The organism is Microbacterium resistens NBRC 103078, from assembly GCF_001552355.1.
Lineage (GTDB): Bacteria > Actinomycetota > Actinomycetes > Actinomycetales > Microbacteriaceae > Microbacterium > Microbacterium resistens.
On sequence record NZ_BCRA01000048.1, the window covers coordinates 1 to 22,805 of the forward strand.

20 protein-coding genes and 1 pseudogene are annotated in these 22,805 nt (G+C 72.2%); 11 read left to right on the forward strand and 10 right to left on the reverse strand.

Translation table 11 applies throughout. The annotated features are described in order from the left end of the window. Positions 1-134: 134 nt before the first annotated feature. The 3 genes from MR1_RS09110 to MR1_RS09120 all read right to left on the reverse strand — a co-directional run bounded on the left by MR1_RS09110 (position 135) and on the right by MR1_RS09120 (position 3,566). Positions 135-1,481, reverse strand: coding sequence for a uracil-xanthine permease family protein (locus tag MR1_RS09110; protein WP_067245259.1), 1,347 nt, complete (start codon positions 1,479-1,481; stop codon positions 135-137). A gap of 128 nt (positions 1,482-1,609) precedes the next feature. Further along, positions 1,610-2,563 carry an aldo/keto reductase gene (locus tag MR1_RS09115; protein WP_067245262.1) on the reverse strand — a complete coding sequence of 318 codons (954 nt, stop codon included), beginning with the start codon at positions 2,561-2,563 and terminating at the stop codon, positions 1,610-1,612. Positions 2,564-2,681: 118 nt separating this feature from the next. After that, entirely contained in the window at positions 2,682-3,566 is an 885-nt protein-coding gene (locus tag MR1_RS09120) for a phosphoribosylaminoimidazolesuccinocarboxamide synthase (protein ID WP_067245264.1), read from the reverse strand. 94 nt (positions 3,567-3,660) lie between these two features. Between MR1_RS09120 and MR1_RS09125 the strand changes: the two genes are divergently transcribed. Continuing rightward, positions 3,661-4,224, forward strand: coding sequence for a GNAT family N-acetyltransferase (locus tag MR1_RS09125; RefSeq protein WP_067245267.1), 564 nt, complete (start codon positions 3,661-3,663; stop codon positions 4,222-4,224). A gap of 515 nt (positions 4,225-4,739) precedes the next feature. Here MR1_RS09125 and MR1_RS09130 read toward each other — a convergent pair. Together MR1_RS09130 and MR1_RS09135 are read right to left on the reverse strand one after the other, a co-directional pair. Further along, a pseudogene (locus MR1_RS09130) lies at positions 4,740-6,461 on the reverse strand (amidase); the annotation flags it as partial. Then, a complete protein-coding gene (locus MR1_RS09135; protein WP_067245269.1) occupies positions 6,425-7,453 on the reverse strand; it encodes an agmatine deiminase family protein in 1,029 nt (342 codons plus the stop codon). The pseudogene MR1_RS09130 and the gene MR1_RS09135, both read right to left, overlap by 37 nt. A gap of 162 nt (positions 7,454-7,615) precedes the next feature. Between MR1_RS09135 and MR1_RS09140 the strand changes: the two genes are divergently transcribed. The 8 genes from MR1_RS09140 to MR1_RS09180 all read left to right on the forward strand — a co-directional run bounded on the left by MR1_RS09140 (position 7,616) and on the right by MR1_RS09180 (position 17,458). Further along, a complete protein-coding gene (locus tag MR1_RS09140; protein ID WP_067245272.1) occupies positions 7,616-8,998 on the forward strand; it encodes an APC family permease in 1,383 nt (460 codons plus the stop codon). A gap of 264 nt (positions 8,999-9,262) precedes the next feature. Then, positions 9,263-10,921: an amidohydrolase gene (locus tag MR1_RS09150; protein ID WP_067245277.1), complete on the forward strand. Its 1,659-nt coding sequence runs from the start codon at positions 9,263-9,265 to the stop codon at positions 10,919-10,921. A 96-nt stretch (positions 10,922-11,017) separates the two neighbouring features. Next, positions 11,018-11,560 (forward strand): TetR/AcrR family transcriptional regulator, encoded by a 543-nt coding sequence (locus MR1_RS09155; RefSeq protein WP_067245279.1) that lies wholly within the window; start codon positions 11,018-11,020, stop codon positions 11,558-11,560. Further along, positions 11,557-12,147, forward strand: coding sequence for a TetR/AcrR family transcriptional regulator (locus tag MR1_RS09160; RefSeq protein WP_067245282.1), 591 nt, complete (start codon positions 11,557-11,559; stop codon positions 12,145-12,147). Before MR1_RS09155 ends, MR1_RS09160 begins: the two co-directional genes overlap by 4 nt. Positions 12,148-12,373: 226 nt before the next feature. Beyond that, on the forward strand, positions 12,374-12,976 hold the full coding sequence (locus MR1_RS09165; protein ID WP_231819238.1) for a PadR family transcriptional regulator: 603 nt from the start codon (positions 12,374-12,376) through the stop codon (positions 12,974-12,976). Continuing rightward, positions 12,973-14,514 (forward strand): DHA2 family efflux MFS transporter permease subunit, encoded by a 1,542-nt coding sequence (locus MR1_RS09170; protein ID WP_067245285.1) that lies wholly within the window; start codon positions 12,973-12,975, stop codon positions 14,512-14,514. Before MR1_RS09165 ends, MR1_RS09170 begins: the two co-directional genes overlap by 4 nt. Before the next feature lie 179 nt (positions 14,515-14,693). Next, on the forward strand, positions 14,694-16,232 hold the full coding sequence (locus MR1_RS09175; RefSeq protein WP_067245362.1) for an APC family permease: 1,539 nt from the start codon (positions 14,694-14,696) through the stop codon (positions 16,230-16,232). Continuing rightward, a complete protein-coding gene (locus MR1_RS09180) occupies positions 16,232-17,458 on the forward strand; it encodes a saccharopine dehydrogenase family protein (protein WP_067245288.1) in 1,227 nt (408 codons plus the stop codon). The genes MR1_RS09175 and MR1_RS09180 overlap by 1 nt, the downstream gene beginning before the upstream one ends. Before the next feature lie 153 nt (positions 17,459-17,611). Here the strand turns inward: MR1_RS09180 and purD are convergent, their stop codons facing one another. Beyond that, positions 17,612-18,889: a phosphoribosylamine--glycine ligase gene (purD, locus tag MR1_RS09185; RefSeq protein ID WP_067245290.1), complete on the reverse strand. Its 1,278-nt coding sequence runs from the start codon at positions 18,887-18,889 to the stop codon at positions 17,612-17,614. Positions 18,890-19,005: 116 nt separating this feature from the next. After that, on the reverse strand, positions 19,006-19,704 hold the full coding sequence (locus MR1_RS09190) for an NUDIX hydrolase (RefSeq protein ID WP_067245298.1): 699 nt from the start codon (positions 19,702-19,704) through the stop codon (positions 19,006-19,008). Positions 19,705-19,769: 65 nt separating this feature from the next. Between MR1_RS09190 and MR1_RS09195 the strand changes: the two genes are divergently transcribed. Further along, the gene (locus MR1_RS09195) at positions 19,770-20,138 is read left to right on the forward strand and encodes a sterol carrier family protein (protein WP_067245301.1); all 369 of its coding nucleotides are present in this window, start codon (positions 19,770-19,772) and stop codon (positions 20,136-20,138) included. A gap of 43 nt (positions 20,139-20,181) precedes the next feature. Here the strand turns inward: MR1_RS09195 and MR1_RS09200 are convergent, their stop codons facing one another. Together MR1_RS09200 and MR1_RS09205 are read right to left on the reverse strand one after the other, a co-directional pair. Continuing rightward, entirely contained in the window at positions 20,182-20,844 is a 663-nt protein-coding gene (locus MR1_RS09200) for an SRPBCC domain-containing protein (protein WP_067245304.1), read from the reverse strand. A gap of 107 nt (positions 20,845-20,951) precedes the next feature. Next, positions 20,952-21,320 carry an ArsR/SmtB family transcription factor gene (locus MR1_RS09205; protein WP_067245308.1) on the reverse strand — a complete coding sequence of 123 codons (369 nt, stop codon included), beginning with the start codon at positions 21,318-21,320 and terminating at the stop codon, positions 20,952-20,954. 135 nt (positions 21,321-21,455) lie between these two features. Here MR1_RS09205 and MR1_RS09210 point away from each other — a divergent pair, with 135 nt between their 5' ends. Then, the gene (locus tag MR1_RS09210; RefSeq protein WP_067245316.1) at positions 21,456-21,764 is read left to right on the forward strand and encodes a hypothetical protein; all 309 of its coding nucleotides are present in this window, start codon (positions 21,456-21,458) and stop codon (positions 21,762-21,764) included. 410 nt (positions 21,765-22,174) lie between these two features. Here the strand turns inward: MR1_RS09210 and MR1_RS09215 are convergent, their stop codons facing one another. Further along, the gene (locus MR1_RS09215; protein ID WP_067245319.1) at positions 22,175-22,774 is read right to left on the reverse strand and encodes a zinc-binding alcohol dehydrogenase; all 600 of its coding nucleotides are present in this window, start codon (positions 22,772-22,774) and stop codon (positions 22,175-22,177) included. Between the last annotated feature and the right edge of the window lie 31 nt (positions 22,775-22,805).

A 22,805-nucleotide genomic window follows, 5' to 3' on the forward strand; every position in this document is an offset into this window, starting at 1 on the left:
CGAAACGTGGTGACCCGGGGCTGGGGCGTTTCGTCTCGCTTCGCTCGCTCAACGACCGGAGGGTGGCGGTTCTCGGTCGTTGAGCGAGGAGCGCAGCGACGAGACGAAACGCGGTGACCCGGCGTCGGGACGGGCTACGCGGGGTCGCCGCCCAGGGGACCGACGGCCTCGAGCGGGCGCGGATCGTCGGCGCCCGACCTGCGCAGCCGCGCGATCAGGTTCCCGCCGTGGTAGATCACGATCGCCGCGAGCGTCGCGATCACGATGCCGCCCAGCTCGAAGCCGGATCCCTCGTCCTTGATCACGAACCCGCCGACCGCGATGATCAGGCCGACCGCTGCGGTGTACTGGTTGACCGGCCGCGAGAAGTCCACCCGGTTGTCGACCCAGATCTTCACTCCGATGATCCCGATCAGGCCGTACAGGGCGGTCGTGATGCCGCCGAGCACCCCCGGCGGCACGGAGTTGATGACGGCCCCGAACTTCGGGGAGAGGCTCAGCAGGATCGCCGCGAGGCCCGCCACCCAGTAGGCCGCGGTGGAGTACACGCGCGTCGACGCCATGACGCCGATGTTCTCGCCGTAGGTCGTCGTGCCCGAGCCGCCGAAGAACCCCGCGACGGTGGTCGACAGGCCGTCCGCGATGAGCGCCTTGCCGGTCTGCCGGTTGATCGTGGGGTCCTCCACCATGGTGGCCACGCCGCGCACGTGCCCGACGTTCTCCGCGATGAGGACGAGGACCACCGGCAGGAACATCGCCATCACGGACCAGGTGCCCGGCGAGGCGAAGTCCGGCAGATGGAAGGTGGGGAGCCCGACCCAGGGCGCCGCGGCGACCTTCTCGAAGTCCAGCTCGCCCCGGATCCCGGCGAAGACGTATCCGGCGATCACGCCGAGGAAGATCGAGATCCGCCCCAGGAAGCCGCGGAACAGAACGGCGAAGAGGATCGTCACCGCGAGCGTGAACGTGGCCGTCACCGGCGACTGCGCGAAGTTGTTGTGGGCGGCGCCGGCGAGGTTGAACCCGATGAGGGCGACGATGGTGCCGGCGAGCACGGGCGGCAGGAACCGGTCGACCCACCGCACGCCGACGGTGTGCACCACGACGCCGATGACCGTCAGCAGCACGCCGACGGCGACGATCCCCGCCAGGGCCGCGCCGATCCCATCGCTCTGCCCGGTTGCGTTGGCGGCGGTCGCGGCGGTGACCGGGGCGATGAACGCGAACGACGAGCCCAGGTAGCTGGGCAGCTTGTTCCGCGTCACCAGGAGGAACAGGATCGTGCCCAGACCGCTGAACAGGAGGGTCGTCGGGACGGGGAACCCGGTCAGGATCGGCACGAGGAACGTCGCGCCGAACATCGCCACCACGTGCTGCACGCCGATCGCGATGGTCGCCGGCCAGTTCAGGCGCTCTTCGGGACGGACGACGGCGCCGGGCTCGACCGTGCGGCCGTTGCCGTGCAGGGTCCACAGGGGCATGGGGACTCCTCGGGATCAGGGGCGGAGGGCTGGGGAAACCCTACCGTGGCACCGATCCCGGCGGAGAGGCCGGGTCTCGCTCGCGCGCGTCGGACGAGACCCGCCCGATACGCGCCAGCGCTCCCGCGTCAGCGGCCCGCCGGAGTCCACGCGGAGACGCTGTTCAGCGTCTCGACCTCCTCGGCGGTGAGCTCCAGGCGGGCGCCGGCGAGCAGGTCCGGGACCTGGTCGACCGTCGAGGCGCTCGCGAGGGGCGCCACGACGGTCGGCTGGGCGCGGAGCCAGGCGAGCGCGGTCGCGGCGATCGAGGCGCCATGGGCGGATCCGATCTCCTCGAGGGCGTCGATGATGCGCAGTCCCGCCGGGGTGGCGTACTTCGCCGCTCCCTCCGCGCGAGGGGAGCTCTGCCCCGCCGCATCCGTCGACCGGTACTTGCCGGTGAGGAATCCGCTCGCGAGGGAGTAGTACGGAACGAGGCCCAGGCCGAACTCCTCCGCGACCGGGATGATCGTCTCCTCGACCTCGTTGCGATGCACGAGGTTGTAGTGCGGCTGCACGGCGACCGGCAGCGCGGCGCCCGTGCGGCGGGCGATGTCGATCCACTCCCGGATGCGGTCGGCGCGGTAGTTGGACACGGCGACGTGGCGCACGAGGCCGTCGGTCACGAGCTGCCCGAAGGCGCCGACCGTCTCCTCCAGCGGCACCGACTCGTCGTCGAAGTGCGCGTAGTACAGGTCGATCGTGTCGACGCCGAGCCGCGACAGCGACGCCTCGGCGGCGCGGCGCACGTTCGCCGCCGAGAGACCCTTGTAAGCCGGGTGCTGGCTCACCTTGGTCGCCACGACCACGCCTTCGGGCCGGCGCGACGCGAGCCATTCGCCGATGATCGTCTCGCTCTCACCGCCCTCGTTCCCCGGGACCCACGCGCTGTAGGAGTCCGCGGTGTCGATGAAGTCGCCGCCCCCTGCCGCGAAGGCGTCGAGGACGGCGAAGGAGGCGTCGCGGTCGGCGGTCCAGCCGAACACGTTGCCGCCGAGCGAGAGGGGAAGGACGTCGAGGTCACTGGATCCGATGCGGGTCATATGCGTCCCAACTCGTGGGCGTCGCGGAGTATTTCCGCGTCCGTGGCGGCGCGGTCGTCCTCGGCCTCGCGGGGCGGGACAGCGCTCGGGCCCCGGAGAGTCCCCGGCGCCGCGGTGGCTACGCGGTGAGGCGGTCGATGAGCTCGGCGTAGCGGGCGGCGGTCTCGGTGACGATGCGCTCGGGCAGGACCGGGGGCTCGCCCTGCTTGTCCCAGTTCGCGGCCAGCCAGTCGCGGACGATCTGCTTGTCGAAGCTCGCCATCCGCTCCTCGGGCGTCGTGCCGTTCTCCCAGGACTCGCGGTCCCAGTATCGGGAGGAGTCGCTGGTCAGCACCTCGTCGGCCAGGCGGAGCACGCCGTCGGCGTCGATCCCGAACTCGAACTTGGTGTCGGCGAGGATCAGCCCCTTGGACTCGGCGATCGCGGAGGCGCGGCGGTAGATCTCGAGCGAGAGGGCGCGGAGCTGCGCGGCCCGGTCGGCGCCGACGAGCTCCTCGGTCCGTGCGAACGTGATGTTCTCGTCGTGCTCGCCGAGCGGCGCCTTGTACGCGGGGGTGAAGAGGGGCTCGGGCAGGCGGTCGCCGTTGGTGAGGCCCGCCGGAAGCGGGATGCCGCAGACCGTTCCCTCGGCCTGGTACTCGGCCCAGCCGGACCCCGTGAGGTAGCCGCGCACGACGCACTCGATCGGGAGCATCTCCAGCGACTGGGCGAGCATGGCGCGGTCCGCGACCGCGGCCGGGATCTCGCCCTCGGCGAGGTGGTGGGCGATCGGGGCGTCCCCCTCGGCCAGCCGGTCGAACCACCAGCGGCTGAGTCGGGTGAGCAGCGCCCCCTTCTGCGGGATGCCGGGTTCGAGCACGGCGTCGAAGGCGCTCACCCGGTCGGAGGCGACGACCAGCATGCGCGTGTCGGCCGGATCCTCGGACGCGTACAGGTCGCGGACCTTGCCGGAATAGACATGACGCCAGCCGGGCAGGTGCAGGGCGGTGGTGGGGAGGCTCACCTGGCCATTATCCCGGCCGCGCCGCCCGCCGCGGAACCGGGTCGACGCGTTCCTGGGAGCCGTGTGTCGGTGGGGCGGCGTATCGTTCCGGACGATGGACGCCGAGCACCGCACCGACCGACTTCTCCTCAGCGCCCCGGACGAGTCGCATCTCGACGCCGTCCATGCCATCTACGCGGATGAGCGTGTGTGGACGCACTTCCCGAGCCTGCGGCACACGGACCGGGCGCAGACCGCGCGCCTGCTGGAGTCGTGGCGGCGCAGCTGGCGCGATGCGGGGCTCGGGTCCTGGGTCGTCCGTCTGCCGGAATCCGGTGCCGTCATCGGCAACGGCGGCTGCACGATCCGTCCGGGCGAGGGCGCAGCGGCCGCCGTGTGGAACCTCGGCTACCGCCTCTCGGCCGACCATCACGGGCGCGGATACGCCACGGAGCTGTCGCGTGCGGCTCTGGCCCGAGCCGCCGAGATCGCGCCGGAGCGGCCGGTCATCGCCTTCCTCGTCGAGCACAACCGCGCTTCGGCGGCGGTGGCCGAGAAGGTCGGCCTGACCCTGGTCCACCGTGCTCCGGACGTCGGCAATCCGGATCCCTTCGTGCAGCGGCTCGTCTACGCGGATCGTCCCCTGACTCCCGCGCAGCTCGCCACGGCCCTGTCCTGACGCCCCTCCCTCGCCCCGCCCTTCCCCCGCCCCGCCTCCGCGCGCTCCGCGCTCCGCCATCCGTGTGTTCCGCGCCCGGATCGCCGTCAACGCGGAGTTCTCATGCTCCGACGGAGGGAATCGTGTTCTCGATCCGCCCGGGTTCGCGTCCTCCGCAGGGACGTGCGTCGTCCGCAGGGGCACGAGGTCTCCGCGGGGCGGGGTCAGGCGCCGCCCACGACGCGGAAGGCGCCGGCGTGACCGCCCGCGACCGCCACGACGAGGTGCCCGAAGGGCGGCTGCCACTCGCTGTGGCGGCGCTGCTCGCGCGAGACCACGACTGCGACCCGGTGGGCGTCGCCGTCCCGAGTCGTCTCGACCTCGCGTCCGTCGACGGTGAGCCGCAGTCCCGTCTCCGCCGTGCGGACCGCGATGCGCAACACGTCGTGGTCCTCGTCGGCCGGAACACACTCGACCTCGAGGTCCAGCTCGGCGTCGTCCGCCCGGGTCGGGGTGGCCGGCGCCGGCACGGGATCCAGGGCGGGGGTGCGGGGCGGGACGGTACGCCGCTCGCCGGTGCGCTCGAAGGCGGCGGCCAGCGCCAGCAGCGCGGAGTCGTCATAGGCGCGGCCCGCGAAGGTCAGGCCGACGGGCATTCCGATGTCGGTGGTGGTGCCCATGGGGACGGTCACGGTGGGGACCCCCAGGTGCCGGATCGCGAGGTTGCCGTTGGCCACCCACACGCCGTTGCGCCAGCCGAGATCGGCGGACTCCGGGTTCACGTCCATGTCCGCCGGCCCCACGTCCGCGACGGCCGGGAACACCACGGCGTCCAGACCCCGCTCGTCCATCCACTGCTCCAGATCGACGCGCCGGGTCTCCTCCAGCCCGCGCATCCCGTCCTCCAGGTGCGGGATCTCGAGGAAGCTGTGGCGCGGCTCGCGACGCACCTGCTCCGGATAGTCGGCGATGTCGTCGTCGAAACCGTCGTAGCGGTCGGGGAGCGCCCCGGTCGGGGCCGGGAAGATCCGTGCGCCGTCCACGCCGGCGAGACCGGGGAAGGCGGGATCCCCGTTGGCGGCGAGGAAGTCGTCCCACGCCCACGCGGACAGGTCCAGGATCTCCCGGGCCAGGTACTCCGGCGAGACGAGTCCCCTGGTGGCGATCGTGGGCATCCCCGGTCGGTCGCCCTCGTACCGCGACACCATCGGGAAGTCGACCTCGATCACCTCGGCGCCCGCGGCCTCCAGCGCGCGGCGCGCGTCTCGCCACAGGTCCATGACGGTGTCCCTGGCGACGATCCGCTGCCCGGTCGGCCCGCCGATCCCGGGGGAGGACGCAGTGCCCGCGTCCGGGTCGGCGTTGATGTACATCCGCGGGACGCCCAGGCGCACGCCGGCCAGCGAGGCCTCGTCGGTCAGTGCGCGGTACGAGGTGGGGCGCACGGACGACGCGGACGGGATCGGGATCCACGGCTGGCTGCGCCACAGGTCGCCGCGCGCGTCCTCGTCGTCCCCGACGATCACGTCCAGGACCTCCAGCAGATCGGCCATCGTGCGGGTGTGCGGCACGACGACGTCCATGGTCGGCACGAGGGGCCAGTTCCCGCGCACGGAGATCACCCCGCGGCTCGGCGTGTAGGCGCACAGCGCGTTGTTGGACGCGGGGGCGCGGCCGCTCGACCAGGTCTCCTCCCCGAGCCCGAACGCCGCGAAGCTGGCCGCCGTGGCCACGCCCGAGCCGTTGGACGACCCGGAGCCGAAGGCCGCGGGGAGGTAGTCGGCGTTGTACGGGGACTCCGCCCGGCCGTGCAGCCCGCGCTGCATACCGCCGTTCGCCATCGGAGGCATGGTGGTGAGGCCGACGAGCACGGCCCCCGCCTCACGGAGGCGCGAGATCGCGAACGCGTCGCGACCGGCGCGCAGCCGCGCGAAGGCGGGGGAGCCCGCCGAGACCGGCAGGCCCTCGACGGCATAGCTGTCCTTCGCCGTGTAGGGGATGCCGTCGAGGGGGCCGCGGACCCGCCCCTCCCGCCTCCGCCGGTCGGAGGCGCGCGCCTCGGCGAACATCTCCGGGTTCAGCACGGGCGCGGATCCGAGGGCGGTGCCGTGCCGGTCGTACCGGGCGATCCGCTCCAGATAGGCGGCCACGAGGGCCGTGCTGGTGACCCGGCCCGACTCCAGGGCCGCACGCAGCTCGGCGATCCCCGCCTCGACGACGTTCACGAGCGCGCCGCCGGCTGGTGCTGGGTGATGCAGTGCACGCCGCCCCCACGCGCGAAGAGCTCCCGTGCGTCGACGGACACGACGCGGCGTCCGGGATAGGCGGCCGACAGGATCTCGCGGGCCTCGGCATCCGCGCGCTCGTCGCCGAAGGCGCAGGCGATGACGCCGCCGTTGACGACGAGGTGGTTGATGTAGCTCCAGTCGACGTATCCCTCGTCGTCGCGCAGGGTGGCGGGCGCGGGGACGTCGACGATCTCGAAGGGTCGCCCGGCGGCGTCGCGCGCGCCGACGAGCTCCTCGCGCAGCGTGCGCGTCACGGCGTGATCCGGATGCGCCGGATCGCGCTGCGCGTGGAGGAGGATTCGGCCCGGCTCGGGCAGAGTGGCGACGATGTCGACGTGGCCGCGCGTGCCGAACGCGTCATAGTCCCGGGTGAGGCCGCGGGAGAGCCAGACGACGTTCGTGACGCCCAGCGTCCGGCGCAGCTCCGCCTCGACGCGCGCTCTGTCGGCCAGCGGGTTGCGGCCCGGATCGAGCTGCACCGTCTCGGTGACGAGCACCGTCCCGGCGCCGTCGACGTGGATGCCGCCGCCCTCGTTCACCAGGAGCGACGACACGACCGGGACTCCGGCCCTTTCCGCCACGAACCGCGCGAGCCCGGCGTCGTGCGTCCAGTCGGTCCACTCCTGTCCGCCCCAGCCGTTGAAGATCCAGTCCACGGCGGCGACGGCGCCGTCGGCGTCGTGCACGAAGGTCGGTCCCGCGTCCCGCATCCAGAAGTCGTCGACCGTCCGCTCGACGATCTCGATCTCGGCGCCGAGCATGCGGCGCGCACGAGCGCTCTCGGTCGGGTCGACGACCATCGTGACCGGCTCGAACTCGGCGACGGCGTGCGCGACGGCGGTCCAGGCGGCGTAGCCCGCCTCCCGCTCCGCCGTGCCCGCGCCGAGCGTCTGCCCCTCCCGGGGGAAGGTCATCCAGGTGCGGTCGTGCGGCGCGGTCTCCGCAGGCATCGTCCAGGTCACGGCGTCTCGCTCCTTCGCGGCTCGGTGTCGTTCGAGAATGCTACCGGCAGAAACTGAAAAGGCAACTAGTCATGCCTATTGACGCATTCATGATCCCTCCCTAGACTGCTGAAACTTCCCGCCCCCGGCTCGGCCGGGCCGATGCGACGCACAAGGACGTGTATGAACGGCAACCCTCCCTCCCTGAAACGGACCCTCGGCGTGTGGGCCATCGTCGGCCTCGGCCTCGGGTACATGGCACCGGTCACCGTCTTCGACACGTTCGGCATCGTGTCCGAGGAGACCTCGGGCGTCGTGCCGTTGGCGTACCTCATCGGGCTCGTGGTCCTGCTGTTCACGGCGCTGAGCTACGGATCCATGGCGCGGGCGTTCCCCGCGGCGGGCTCGGCGTACACGTACACCCGCGAGTCGATCCATCCCTCGCTCGGCTTTCTCGTCGGCTGGGCGGCGCTCCTGGACTACCTGCTCCTGCCGGTCGTGAACGCGGTCATCATCCGGCTCTACATGGAGCAGTTCTTCCCGGACGTCCCGGGGTGGGTGTGGGTGGTCGGCGTGGCGGCGCTGCTGATCGGGCTGAACATCATCAGCGTGAACGCCACGTCGCGGATCAACGGCGTGCTGCTGATCTCGGCGCTGGCCGGCATCGCGGCGTTCGTCGTCCTGGCCGCGGTGCAGATCGGCCGCGGGATGGGCGAGGGCACGCTCGCGTCCCTCCGCCCCCTCTGGCACGACGACGTGCAGCTCACCGCGGTGATCGTCGGCACGACCATCGTCGCGTTCTCGTTCATCGGCTTCGACGCGGTCACCATGTACGCCGAGGAGGCCAAGGACGAGCGGGTGGTGCCGAGGGCCGTCGTCCTGACGGTGCTGTGCGGCGGTGCCGTGTTCCTGATCGGCGGCTGGTTCGCGCAGCTCGCGTTCCCGACCAACGAGGTGTTCGACTACGTGGACGACACGCTGCCGGAGATGGCGCTGCTGGTGGGTGGCCAGGCGTTCCAGATCCTGTTCGTCGCGGTGGCGTTCGCCGCGGCGGTGGCCTCCGGGCTGTCCTCGCACGCGAGCGTCTCGCGCCTGCTCTACGTCATGGGGCGCAACGGCGTCCTTCCCCGCAGGGTGTTCGGCGTCATCCATCCGACTCGCCGCACCCCGTTGTACGCGACCGTGATCTCCGGTGCCGTGATCCTCCTGGCGGTCGGGATGTCGCTGGAGCTGATGTCGTCGATGATCAGCTTCGGCGCCCTCGTCGCGTTCACGTTCGTCAACCTCTCGGTCATCGCGCACTACGCCGTCCGGCAGGGGCGGCGCCGGACGCCGGCCGACATCGTCCGCTTCCTCGTTCTCCCCGTGATCGGGGCGATCGGGACGGGCCTGCTGTGGATCCACCTCAGCCCGGACGCGATGATCGCGGGCGTCGTCTGGGCCGCGGTCGGGCTCGTCTACCTGATCGTGCTCACGCGCGGCTTCCGCCGCCCGGTCGTGTCCCTCGGCATCGAGGAGGCCGAGCGCGATCCTCAGGGCGAACCGGAGCCGGGCCTCACCCGCTGATCGCCGGGACGGGCTCCGAGAGCCCGTCCACCTCCACCCCTTCCTGTCCCCCGGGGGCGCCGCTGCGCTCCCGTGCCTCGTGCACCCCTCTCACCACCCCCAATGAAAGGATCGTCATGCGTCTCACACCCCGTTCCCGCGCGACGGCCGGCGCTGCCGCCGTGCTCGTCGCCGCCGGGCTGCTGGCCGGCTGCACCGCGGCACAGGAAGGACCCTCCATGGATCGCGCCCGACACCGTCCTCCGCGGCGGCTTCATCTGGACCGTGGACGCGGAGGACAGCGTCCAGGAGGCGATCGCGATCCGCGACGGCCTCATCGTCTACGTCGGCGACGACGAGGGCGCGGAGCCGTACATCGGCGAGGGCACCGAGGTCGTCGAGCTCGACGGGCGGATGGTCATGCCCGGCATCCAGGACGGACACACGCACTCGATCGGCGGCGGCGGGAACCTCGCGGGGTGCTCGCTGACCTACGATCCGCTGACGGTCGCGGAGTTCCAGGCGCGGATCCAGGAGTGCCTCGACGACATGGCGGACGAGCCGTCCGACGTGGCTCTCAGCGTCCGCGGCTGGTATCGCCAGGCGATGCAGCCCGCGGGGACCGACGCCGACCGCGGCGTGCTGGATGCGTTGGGCGCGGAACGGCCGATCATCGTCAACTCCACGGACGGGCACAGCGCCGTCGTCAACAGCGTGGCGCTCTCCGCCGCGGGGATCACCGCGGCCACCCCGGACCAGGACGGCGGCCACATCGCCCGGGACGCCGCGGGCGAGCCCACGGGAATCCTCGAGGACGGTGCGATCGACGCGGTGCGGACGCTGCTGCCCGCGCCCACCGAGGAGGACACCCGCGCCTCCGCCGCCGCGGCGCTGGAGGCGTTCGCCGCCCAGGGCGTGGTGGCCTTCATGGACCAGATCGCCGGTGCCGGCACGGCGCAGGCCTATGCCTCCCTGCATGAGGACGGCGAGCTGACGGCGCGCGTGCACCTGTCGCCGGATGTGGACATGGCTGCGGCCGCGACCGACCCGGAGGCCGCGGTGGCGGACGTGGTCGACTACCGCGACACCTGGACGCGCGCCGAGGAGGGCGCGGCGCCGGGGATCTCCGTGACGAGCGTGGGGGAGATCTTCATCGACGGCGTGACGCAGGCGCCCGCGCAGACGGCGAGCATGCTCGCGCCTTATCTCGTCCAGGGCCCCGACGGGGCGTGGGCGCCCGGGACCAGCGCCGGACCGGAGCCGTACTACACGGCCGACCAGTTCGCCGCCGTGGCCGGCGCTCTGCTGAAGGAGGGGATCGCCGCGCAGCCCCACGCGATCGGCGACCGCGGCGTCCGCGAGATCCTCGACGCCTACGAGGCGGTGCGCGCGGACGTGGACAGCGATCTGCCGCTGCTCATCGGCCATGCCGAGAACGTGGATCCGGCGGACTGGCCCCGCTTCGCCGAGCTCAACGTGCAGCCGGTCATGGGACTGCAGTGGGCCAAGCCCTCGTTCGACTCCATCGAGGGCACGAAGGACCAGCTCGGGCCGGAGCGGTTCGCGCGCTCGGAGCCGATCGGATCCCTCACGGACGCCGGTGCGGCCGTCGCGCTCGGCAGCGACTGGCCGGTCGACCGTCTCGACGAGTGGCTCGCGATGCAGGTCGCGGTCACCCGGGAGAACCCGGACGGCGGCGAGGCGTATGCCGGCAGGCTCGGCGAGGAGCGCGGGCTCACCGTGGCCGAGGCCATCCGCGTCCTGACCCTCAACGGTGCCGCGGCCATGCTCGCCGACGACGTGACGGGGTCCCTGGAGACCGGCAAGTACGCCGATCTGATCGTGATCGACCAGAACATCACGGAGATCGACCCGAGTCGGATCGTCGACACCGAGGTGCTGCTCACGATGGTCGGCGGCCGGGTGGTGCACGGCGGCATCTGACCCGCGATGCCGGGCGGGTGGGAGCATAGGATGGCACCGAACTCCCACCCGCTCGTACGGGTGTGCCGTGCCGATCCCGCAAGGAGGGTGGAAACGGTGCCGACCCCCACGTCACCGACCGGCGACGCGCGCGACAGCATCCTCGACGCGGCGGCGTCGGTGCTTCTTCGCGACGGGATCCATGCCGCCAAGGTGGAGGACATCGCTCGGGCCGCCGGCGTGTCGCTGGGACTGCTCAACTACCATTTCGGCGGTCGGCTCGCCCTCCTGCGCGCGGCGCTGGTCCGCGCGCTGGACACGCTCGACGGCCTCCCGGCGGAGGAGGACGCCGCCGCGCTCGTCGGCGCCCCGATGACGGCGGGCGCGTGGGCCCGGCTGCGCGCCGATGCCCTGCGCGAGGCCGTGTTCGACGCCGAGGTGCGGCGAGCCCTGGATGCGGCGACGACCCGATGGGAGACGGCCGTGGCGGAGCGTTCGGGCGCGGATGCGCGCACCGTCCGCGTGCTCAGCAGCCTCGCCGACGGACTGCGTCAGCGCGTGGCGACCGACCTCATGTCCGAGGAGGAGGCCCGGATCCTGCTGGCCGCGGCGGCGGATCATCTGGATCTCTCGTCCCGGGCCGGGGCGGGGCGCCCGTGAGCGAGTCGGCCAGCAGGAGGGACCGGATCCTGGCCGCCGCCTCGTCGCTCATCGCGCAGAAGGGGCTGCAGGCGCTGCGGATGTCGGAGGTGGCCACCACCGCGGACGTGACCCCGCACCTGCTCGCTTACCACTTCCCCAGCAAGCAGGCGCTGCTGACCGCGGCCCTCGAGCATGCGGCGCGGCGCGCTCCGTCGACGAACCTCCTGCACCGGACACCCGGGGTGGCGGCGCGGGAGACGCTGCGCACGGCCCTGCTGGCGGAGTTCGACGAGCGATCGTCCGTGCGCGAGCTGAACCTCGTGTGGAACGAGGTCGCGGCGCTGCCCAACGCCCAGGACGCCCTCCACGCTCAGTTGCGCGCGGTGACGGAGGACTGGAACGACCAGGTCATGATCGGCGTGCTGCGCTGCATCGCCGAGGGGTCGATGCGCAGCGACCTCGCGCCCGAGAGTCTCGCCGCGATGCTCACCGCGATGGTCGAGGGGCTGAGCCAGCGCTGGCTCGCCGGGGTTCTCGACGTGGCGGAGGCGCGCGAGGCGCTCGACCACCTCCTCACCGCCTTCCAGGCCCCCGCGCCCGCGTAACCCCGCCCCGCCGCCCCGCGTACCGCCGCCCGCCGCCGCATCCTCGCCCCGCCGCATCCTCGCGCCGCCGTCTATCGAGTGGTCAGTTTCTGTGGGTTCAGCGCCGTTCAACCCACAGAAACTGACCACTCGACAGGGCGGGTCGGAACGCGGCGAGCGGGCGGGGACAAGGGCGTGTATAGTCCTCTTCGGATAGTCCATATGGACTAATCGAAATGGAGGACTCTTGAAGGACCCGGCGCTCACGCCGCTCGGCGTCATGGTGCTCGCGCTGCTGCGCGAGCGCGACATGCACACCTACGAGATGGCGCGCCTGCTGCGTCAGCGTCGTGACGACCGGCTCATCTCGATCACCAACGGCACGCTGTACCACACGGTCTCGCGCCTCAACGAGCAGGGACTCCTGGCCGAGGTGGGGACGGATCGCGAGGGCAATCGCCCCGAGCGCACCACCTACACGCTCACGTCCGCCGGAGCCGACGCGGTCGGCGACTGGGTGCGCCGGGAGCTCGGTCGCCTGGATCACCCGGCACGGTTCCGCGTGGCCGTGGCGGAGGCGCACAACCTCGACCGCGCCGAGGTCATCGCGTTGCTGGAGCAGCGCCGCGCCCTGGTCCAGGAGGACCTCGCGCACCACGAAGAGGGGATCGCCTCGGCCGCCGAGCGCCGGATCCCCGAGCAGTACATCCTCGAGATCACCCGGCAGCGGATGCTGCTGCAGGCCGACCTCGACTGGCTCGATCAACTCCTCCCGCGTCTGGGCGACCCCGCGTTCGCGTGGGGCGCGGACCCGGATCACTGTCTTGCAGAGCGAAAGGCGCACGAATGACCGAATCGAACGGCGGCGAGCAGGCGACCGCACCGGCCGGGGTCCCGACCTCGACCGGCACCTATGCCACCGGCCACAAGCCGACCAGCCCGTGGCCCGCCCTCTGGGCCCTCGTCATCGGCTTCTTCATGATCCTGGTGGACACCACGATCGTCTCGGTGGCGAACCCGGCGATCAAGGCCGCACTGGATCCGCAGACCAACAACCTCGACAACGTCGTGTGGGTCACGAGCGCCTACCTGCTCGCGTACGCGGTGCCGCTGCTCATCACGGGGCGCCTCGGCGACCGGTTCGGGCCGAAGAACATCTACCTGATCGGGCTCGTCGTCTTCACCGGCGCGTCGCTGTGGTGCGGCCTGTCCACGACCCTCGAGGGGCTGATCGCGGCCCGCGCCGTCCAGGGACTGGGCGCGGCGTTCATGACGCCGCAGACGATGGCGGTCATCACCCGCACCTTCCCCGCCGGTCGTCGCGGTGCGGCGATGGGGCTGTGGGGCGCCACCGCCGGCGTCGCGACGCTCGTCGGGCCGCTCGTCGGCGGCCTGCTCGTCGACGGTCTCGGCTGGGAGTGGATCTTCTTCATCAACGTGCCGGTCGGGATCATCGGGTTCGTGCTGGCCGCGATCCTGGTCCCGCGCCTGAAGACGCACCCGCACCGCTTCGACGTCGTCGGGGTCGTGCTCAGCGCCGCCGCCCTGTTCCTCATCGTCTTCGGGCTCCAGGAGGGCGAGAAGTACGACTGGGGCGTGATCGCGGGCCCGATCTCCGTCTGGGGCCTGATCATCGCCGGTGTCGTGCTGCTGGCGGTGTTCGTCCTGCAGCAGGCTCGGACCCGCAGCGAGCCGCTCGTCCCGCTGGGGCTGTTCCGCGACCGCAACTTCTCCGGCGCGAACGTCGCGATCGCTGCCGTCGGGTTCACGGTCACCGGCATGTCGCTGCCGTTCATGTTCTTCCTGCAGCTCGCCCGGGGACTCACCCCCACCGAGGCGGCGCTGCTGATGATCCCGATGGCGGTGATCTCGGGCGCCCTCGCGCCCCTGGCCGGCTCGCTGCTGGACCGGGTGGACCCGCGGTTCATCCTCGTGCCCGGCCTCCTCTTCGTCGGGGCGGGGCTGCTGTGGAACGCGGCGCTGATGAACCTCGATTCGCCGATCTGGATGTTCCTGCTGCCCTCGGCGCTGCTCGGCATCGGCAACGCGGGGATGTGGGGTCCGCTCGCCACGACGGCCACCCGAAACCTGCCGCCGCGGCAGGCGGGAGCCGGGGCGGGCATCTACAACACGACCCGCACGATCGGATCCGTCGTCGGCTCGTCGGCGATCGCGGCCTTCATGCAGGCGCGTCTCGAGGCCAACCTGCCCGGAATGGACGAGGCGCCGGGCGGCATCGGCGGGGGCGGGGCGCTCCCGGAGGCGGTGGGGGCGGCGTTCTCCACGGGCATGGCGCAGACGATGCTGCTGCCGGCGGCGGTGCTGGCGGTCGCCCTCGTCGCGGCGCTCTTCCTGACCAGGCACAAGCCCCAGCATCCTGCCCAGTGAGAGCATGGAAACGGTGGTCAGGTCGGTGACCTGAAACGGATTCCGAAGGGCATCGCCAGACAAACGACTGGATTCGTTTCCGATCGTGCCTTAGGCTGACATCGCCACAGCGCGCATCGGGCCGGCGTCGCCCCGATGCATCGAGCGTGCGGATGTCGACGCCGGAGGGAAGGTCCTCGATGACGACGACGCCCATTCACCTCACCCGGGGAGACGGCAAGGGCCTGGCCCAGGGCACCCTGGGGCTCTGGGGATCCACGGTGATCGGCCTGGCCTCGACCGCCCCGGTGTACTCGCTGGTCGCGACGCTCGGCTGGGTCGTGCTCGCGGTCGGAGCCCAGGCGCCGATTGCGTTCATCGTCGCGTTCCTGCCGATGCTCTTCATCGCGTTCGCATACCGGGAGCTCAACCGCGAGATCCCGGACTGCGGCACGACCTTCACCTGGGGCACGAAGGCGTTCGGTCCATGGGTCGGCTGGATGGGCGGCTGGGGCGTCGCGGTCGCGGGCATGGTGGTGCTCGCGAACCTCTCCCAGATCGCGAGCATCTACTTCTGGGCGCTGTTCGGGCTGTCGTTCGAGAACAACGACTGGCGGGTCATCCTCGTCGCCGTGGCGTTCATCGCGGCGATGACCTGGGTGAGCTGGCGCGGAGTCGAGATCGGCGAGAAGATCCAGAACCTGCTCCTGGCGATCCAGTACATCGCGCTGGCGGTGTTCGTCGTGGCGGCCCTCGTCCAGTTCTTCGCCGGCACCGCGCCGAACCCCACGCCGTTCGACCTCGAGTGGATGAACCCGTTCGCGTTCACCTCGTGGAGCGGGTTCACCCAGGCCGTCCTCCTGGCCCTGTTCATCTACTGGGGATGGGACACGTGCCTGGCGCTGAACGAGGAGACGAAGGACCCGAAGCGCACGCCCGGCGCGGCCGCGCTGCTGACCTGCGTGATCCTGCTGGTGACCTACGTCGGGGTGACCGTGGCCGCCATGATGTACGCGGGTCTCGGCGAGGACGGCACGGGTCTGGGCAACGAGGCGAACGCGGACGACTTCTTCCTCGCGATCCGTGACGGCCTGCTCGGCCCGTTCGGCTGGGTCCTCGTGGTGGCGGTCCTCATCTCGGCCGTGTCGTCGACGCAGACCACGATCCTCCCGACCGCGCGCGGCACCCTGGCCATGGGCGTGTACCGGGCACTCCCGGCCAAGTTCAAGGACGTGCACCCGCGCTACCGCACCCCGTCGTTCTCGACGCTGGTCATGGGCGTCGTCGCCTCGGCCTACTACGTGGGGATGACCCTGGTCAGCGACAACATCCTGCAGGACTCGATCCTCTCGCTCGGGCTCGCGATCGCCTTCTACTACGCCATCACCGGCTACGCGTGCGTGTGGTACTTCCGCCGGGAGCTGTTCACCTCCGTGAACGCCTTCCTGGTCAAGGGGCTCATGCCGCTGCTGGGAGCGCTCATGCTCACGTACGCGTTCGTGCAGTCGGCGATCGACATGTGGGACGTGGACTACGGCTACACGGTGCTCTTCGGGATCGGAGGCACCTTCGTGGTCGGCATCGGGTCGCTGCTGATCGGCGTGGTGCTGATGCTCGTCTGGTTCCTGTTCCCGCGGGCGAAGCGGTTCTTCCGGGGCGAGAGCCTGAACCGGGACACCCCCGTGCTCGTGCCGGACGAGCCAGGCGATCTCATCCGCTCCGTGGACGGGGGGATCTGATGCGGATCCTCGTCATCGGCGCCGGGGGCGTCGGATCCGCAGCCGTGCGGATCGCCGTGCGCCGCGACTTCTTCGAGGCGCTGGTCGTGGCGGACTACGACCCCGCTCGGCCCGAGGCGCTCGTCGCGGAGCTCTCCGATCCCCGCCTGGTCGCGGCGCGGGTGGACGCCTCCTCCGCCGCATCGGTCGCGACCCTCATCCGCGAGCACGGGGCGACGCACGTCCTCAACGCCGTGGATCCGCGCTTCGTGATGCCCATCTTCGAGGGCTGCTTCGACGCCGGTGCGACCTACCTCGACATGGCGATGAGCCTGTCCCGCCCGCACCCCGAGCGCCCCCACGAGCTCACCGGGGTCAAGCTCGGGGACGAGCAGTTCGCGCAGGCCGAGCGCTGGGAGGCCGCCGGACGGCTGGCGCTCGTCGGCATCGGCGTCGAGCCGGGGCTGTCGGACGTGCTCGCGCGGTACGCGGAGGACGAGCTGTTCGACGAGGTCGACGAGATCGGGGTGCGCGACGGCGCGAACCTGGTCGTCGAGGGCTACGACTTCGCTCCGTCCTTCTCGATCTGGACGACGATCGAGGAATGCCTGAACCCGCCGGTGATCTACGAGGCGGATCGCGGGTGGTTCACGACGGCGCCGTTCTCCGAGCCCGAAGTGTTCGACTTCCCGGAGGGGATCGGCCCGGTCGAGTGCGTCAACGTCGAGCATGAGGAGGTCCTCCTCATGCCGCGCTGGACGACCGCGAAGCGGGTCACCTTCAAGTACGGGCTGGGGGACGAGTTCATCCAGGTCCTGTCCGTGCTGAACAAGCTGGGGCTGGACCGGACGGATCCGGTGACGGTGAAGGGCGTCGAGGTGTCTCCCCGCGACGTGGTCGCGGCGGTGCTCCCGGATCCGGCCGCGTTGGGGGACCGGATGACGGGGAAGACCTGCGCGGGGGTGTGGGTGCGGGGCACGGGCAAGGACGGCGCTCCCCGGTCGACGTACCTGTACCACGTCGCGGACAACGAGCGGACGATGGCGGAGTACGGCTCGCAGGCCGTGGTGTGGCAGACCGCGATCAACCCCGTCGTGGCGCTGGAGCTGCTCGCCCGCGGGGACTGGTCCGGTGCGGGCGTCCTCGGTCCCGAGGCGTTCGACGCCCGCCCCTTCCTCGACCTGCTGTCGGCCCCGGCGCCCGCCGGCTACGGCTCGCCCTGGGGCCTGGTCGAGAAGCCCGTCTGACCCCGGTTCCCGGTCCTCGGTCCTCGGTCCCGGTTCCCGGTCCTCGATCCCGGTTCCCGTCCACGAGACCCCCTCGCCCCGCCCAGACCCCCTCCCACAAGCGCGTGGCCGAGGGGGTCTCGGCGGGGCGAGGGGGTCTCGTGTGGCCCGGGGCTAGTCGGCGACGCGGGCTGCGATGTCGGTGCGGTGGTGCGCGCCGTCGAGGCGGATCCGACCGATCGCCTCGTACGCGCGGGCGCGGGCGTCACGGAAGTCCGATCCGGTGGCCACCACGTTCAGCACGCGGCCGCCCGTCGCGATGAGCGAGCCGCCCGGCGCATCCGGGCCGGCCGTCGCGGCGTGCACGATCCGCACGCCCTCGACGGCGGCGGCGTCCTCCAGGCCCTCGATGGGACGACCGGTCCGCGGCGCCTCGGGGTAGCCCTCGCTGGCGAGGACGACCGTGATCGCGACGTCGTCGGAGAACTCCGGACGCGGCTGGTCCTCGAGGGTGCCCGACGCGGCGGCGAGCAGAAGCGCGGACAGCGGCGTGCGCAGGCGCGGCAGCACGACCTGCGTCTCCGGGTCGCCGAATCGCGCGTTGAACTCGATGACCCGCACGCCCTTGTCGGTGAGGATGAGGCCGGCGTACAGCAGACCGATGAACGGCGTCCCCTCCGCGTCGAGCTGACGGATGACGGGGAGAGCGATCTCGTCGGTGACCTGCTGGACGAACGCCTCCTCGGATCCGAACCGCTCGGCGAGCCAGGGCAGCGGCGAATACGCGCCCATGCCGCCAGTGTTGGGGCCCTCGTCTCCGTCCAGGGCCCGCTTGAAGTCCTGGGCCGGGCTCAGCGCGCGCACGGTGTCGCCGTCGCTGAGGAAGAAGAGGGAGACCTCCGGGCCGGACAGGAACTCCTCCACGAGCACCGGACCCGTCGGCAGGTACTGGGCCGCATGGGCCCGTGCCTCGGCGCGGTCCTCCGTCACGACGACGCCCTTGCCGGCGGCCAGGCCGTCGGCCTTGACGACGTAGGGGGAGCCGAGCTCGTCGAACGCGGCCTCGACCTCCTCCGCCGTCGCGGCGTGCACGGCGCGCCCCGTGGGGACGGACGCGGACTCCATGATCCGCTTCGCGAAGGCCTTCGACCCCTCCAGCTGCGCCGCGGCCCGGCCCGGCCCGAACACGGGGATCCCGCGTTCGCGGAGCGCGTCGGCGACGCCGGCGACGAGCGGCGCCTCGGGGCCGACGACGACGAGGTCCACGGCGTGCTCGTTGGCGAACGCGGTCACGGCGGCGCCGTCGAGCGGATCGACGCCGACGATCGTCGCGTCCTGTGCGATGCCGGCGTTGCCGGGCGCGGCGAGGATGTCGTGCGCGTCCTCCTCGGCGCGCAGGGCGAGGATGATCGCGTGCTCGCGGGCACCGGAACCGAGGACGAGGATCTTCACCCGGCCAGCCTACCGAGCGCGTGCCGAAACCCCCTCTGCCCGCCCAGACCCCCTCCCAGACGCGCAGCTGCGAGGGGGTGTCGACGGGGGAAGGGGGTTTCGGCGACCGCGGCGGATCAGACCTCGCGCTCGATCGAGCGGTCCCAGGGCACGGTCCAGCCGGCCGCCTCGAAGAGCCCGTCCAGCACCATCGCCGTGAAGCCCCACACGACCGTGCCGTCCACCTCGAACGCGGGCGCGCGGAAGGTGTGCACGCCGTGATGGCGCACGGACACGTACCGATTGGCCGGATCCAGGAGCTTCGCGACCGGCATCCGGAACACCTCGACCGTCTCGGCGTGGTCCACGGCCACGACCGACGACGGCTCCCGCCACCATCCCAGCACCGGCGTCACGCGGTGGTTGCTCGCCACCAGGGGGAGATCGGGCAGCACCGCGAGGATCTCGACTCCCGCGGGATCCACGCCGGTCTCCTCCTGCGCCTCGCGCAGGGCGGTGGCGGCGACGTCCGCGTCCTCCGGCTCGGCCTTGCCCCCGGGGAAGGAGACCTGGCCGGGGTGCGACGACAGCGTGGGGGACCGCTTCTCCAGCAGCACGTCCAGGTCGCGCGCCAGCACCGCGTCGGGGGGTGCGGGCACGTCGTCGAGGACCCCGAACAGCACCAGGACCGCCGCGGCGCGCGGCTCGGAGGCCGTCGGAAGGTCGGGCAGCAGCGTGCGCCACGCCTCGGAGCGGGCGGCCTCGATCAGGTCGCGCCGAGCGCCGGCGGCGGTGGCGGGCCGCGACGCGGTCGAGTCCTGCGTCAGGTCGGACATCCCCCCAGCGTACGGGGACGACGCGCTCCCGGGGTCGGCCTCGTCGGGAACCGTAGGGTGGGGACATGGCTCGGAAGATCGACACGGCGGCGGGGCGGGAGGCCCTGGCCGCGGTGGGCGTCGCCCGCGAGGCGGAGGAGCGGCCGCCGCGCACCGCCTACGCCGCCGCCGTCCGCTACCTCCTGCAGCTGCTCGAGGAGAAGGCCCCCGGCAACAGCGTCGAGGTGCGCGTCCCGCCCTTCGGCGCCGTCCAGGTGGTGCAGGGGCCGCGGCACACCCGGGGGACGCCGCCGAACGTGGTGGAGATGGATCCGGAGACATGGATCGACGTGGCGACCGGCGTCCGCGCGTGGGCGGATGCGGCCGCGGACGGGCGGATCCACGCGTCCGGCACCCGCGCCGACCTCACGGACCTGCTCCCGCTGCGTCCCTGACCGTGCGCGCCCGCACGGGCAGGCGGCGCGAGGGAGGGCGGGATCAGCCCTCGGCGGGCGTTCCGGTGTAGAAGGCGTAGGTGGCAACCGCGGCGGCTCGGGCCTGGTCGGCACCCGCCCCGGCGGCCTCGTGCGCGGCTCCCCAGGCATCGGCCGCCGCGCGGTAGAAGGCGCGGCCCTCGTCGGTCCCGGCCCACGCCTCCGCGGTCTCGGGCGAGGGCCCGTCGCCGCCCGTCAGGTGGAGGGCGAGGCCGAGCAGCCCGCCGTCCCATCCGACGCCGGTCGCCCCGGGACCGAACTGCTCCCAGAAGCCCGGCGGCACCTCGTCGACACGGGCGACGTGCTCGAGCTCGAAGCGCGTGCACGCCGCTCCGGTCGCCGTGAGCCGGACCGTGACCCAGGTGACACCTCCGCCGTACTCCCAGGTCACCCGGTAGGCCGCCGTGCCGTCGGCCGGCGGGGCGCACTCCAGGATCTCCCCCTCGGCGTTGCCCTCCAGCCGGTAGCGGCCGCCGAGGCGGAGGTCGCCGCTGACGGGCAGGAACCAGCGCGGGATCCGATCGGCGCTCGTCGCCGCGTCCCAGACGTCCTCGATGGGGCTCGGATACTCCTGCGACAGCGTTTGGACGCGCGAGAGCACGCCGTCCACGTCCTCGGTGCGGACGCCGCGCGTCACGGCGTCCACCTGTGCGTTCACATCGACCATGGTCTCCTCCTTGTTCGGTGTCTCGTTCTCTGTTCGGTGTCTCGGTCGGGCCGGCGGCGTCGGTCGGGGTCCGTCGGGTGCGCCGTGCCGGTCCGTGGGGCCTCCGGTCAGCGGGGCGCCTCGTCCGCGGATCCGGGGCGGGCGTCGTCGAGCCGCTGCCGGCGTCGTCCGCGGGCGAGCTCCGTGCCGAGGGCGTCGAGCCGCGGCTGCCAGAAGCGGCGGAACGGCTCGAACCAGGTCGCGGCGTCGTGCAGGGTCTCGGGATCGAGGGCGTACAGGCGCCGGGTGCCCTCGGGGCGGACGGAGGCGAAGCCGTGCTCCCGCAGGACCTTCAGGTGCTGGGAGACGGCGGGCTGGGAGATCCCGAACTCGGCGTGGACCTCGCTGGCGAGCTCCCCCGCACTGCGCTCGCCGTCTCCCAGGAGCTCCAGCAGGCGCCGGCGGACGGGATCGCCCAGGACGTCGAGTGCGTGCATGGATCCACTGTTTCATGTTTGGCTTATATAAGTCAAGGATGAAGTAGTGCGGCCCGGTCGGATGCGGAGCGCGAGAGCCAGGGGCGGCCTGCGGTCGCGGAGGCGGGACACCGGGATCGGTGGGAGAATGGAGGCATGTCCCCCTCCGAGAGCCGTGAGACCGTCGAAGCCCGCGTGCGCCGCGCGCCGCGCTGGGGTGTCTTCCTCGGGATCGGGGTCGTGCTCGGCGTGATCGCTGCCGCGATCCTCACCGCCGTGGGCAGCTACGAGGAGTCCGAGGCCCTGGGCGTCGTGTACCCGCCCGGCCAGGTGTTCGGCTTCGCGCTGCTATGGACGGTGCCGATCGGCATCGCGGTCGGCGGCCTGATCGCCCTGCTGCTGGACCGGCTGGCGCGACGCACCGAGCGCGTCGTCCGCGTCGACCACGAGCGCATCGCCGAGTAATCCCCCGCGGTACCTGCCCGCTCGCTCGCTGCGCCGCGGCGTCCCCGCCCCACGCGTCTCCGCGCCGCCCCACGCCCGCACGCCGGGTCAGGCAATCGCGCGGGGTCAGGCGGATCTGCCGCGGAGTTGCCTGTTCTCGCGTGTTCGCCTGATGCCGCGTGGGGTCGCACCCCTCGCGTCGGATCAGGCAGTCGCGCGGGGTCAGGCAATCGCGCGGGGGCAGGCAATCGCGCCGGGTCAGCAATCGCGCGGGGTCAGGCAATCGCGCGGGGTCAGGCGGGTCTGCCGCGGGGTTGCCTGTTCTCGCGTGTTCGCCTGTTCTCGCGTTGTGTGAAGCGAAGCGACGAGGGCGAGCGAGCGGCGGGTGCCTGATCCCGCGGGGTCGCGCACGCGGGCTCGCGCACGCGGGGTCAGGCGAGCTCGGCGATCACGGGACGGATCGCGTCGTCGAACGCCACGACGTCCCGGCGCAGGCCGTCGGTCACCGCGACGCTGAGGGCACCGATCCACCAGATGCCGCGCTGCGTGAACGGCAGCACGTGCACGTTGAGCTCGAACGAGTGCGCCCGCCGGCCGGTGTCGCGCTCGTACTCGGCGATCGCCCCGGCATAGGCGCGGTAGGCGTCGCCGCCGCTGCTGATCGAGCGTGCGTACCGGCTCTGGGCCTCCCGCGCGTAGGCGACGACGGAGGGGCCGTGGGGCGCGATGGCCGCCCGCAGCTCCTCCGCGCCCTCCGCGGGCAGGGCGACCAGCGTGTCGAAGCCGTCGACGAGCTCCAGCGGCACCGAGGCCCGGTGGGCCCGCGGCTCGACGGTCATCTCCCAGTAGGCGAGCCACTGCCGTTCGAGCTCTGCGCCGGCCTCCGGGGCGTCCGGCGGGCGGACGGCGCGATCCCGCAGCGACGGCAGGTCGGCGGGCACTCGGATCCCGAGCTCCTGACGCAGGGCGAGCGCGACCAGCACCGGAACGCCGGCGTCCTCCCGCACGAGCCACTGCGGCTTGTCGCTCATGGCCCCATCGTACGGATCGTCGGGCCCTGCG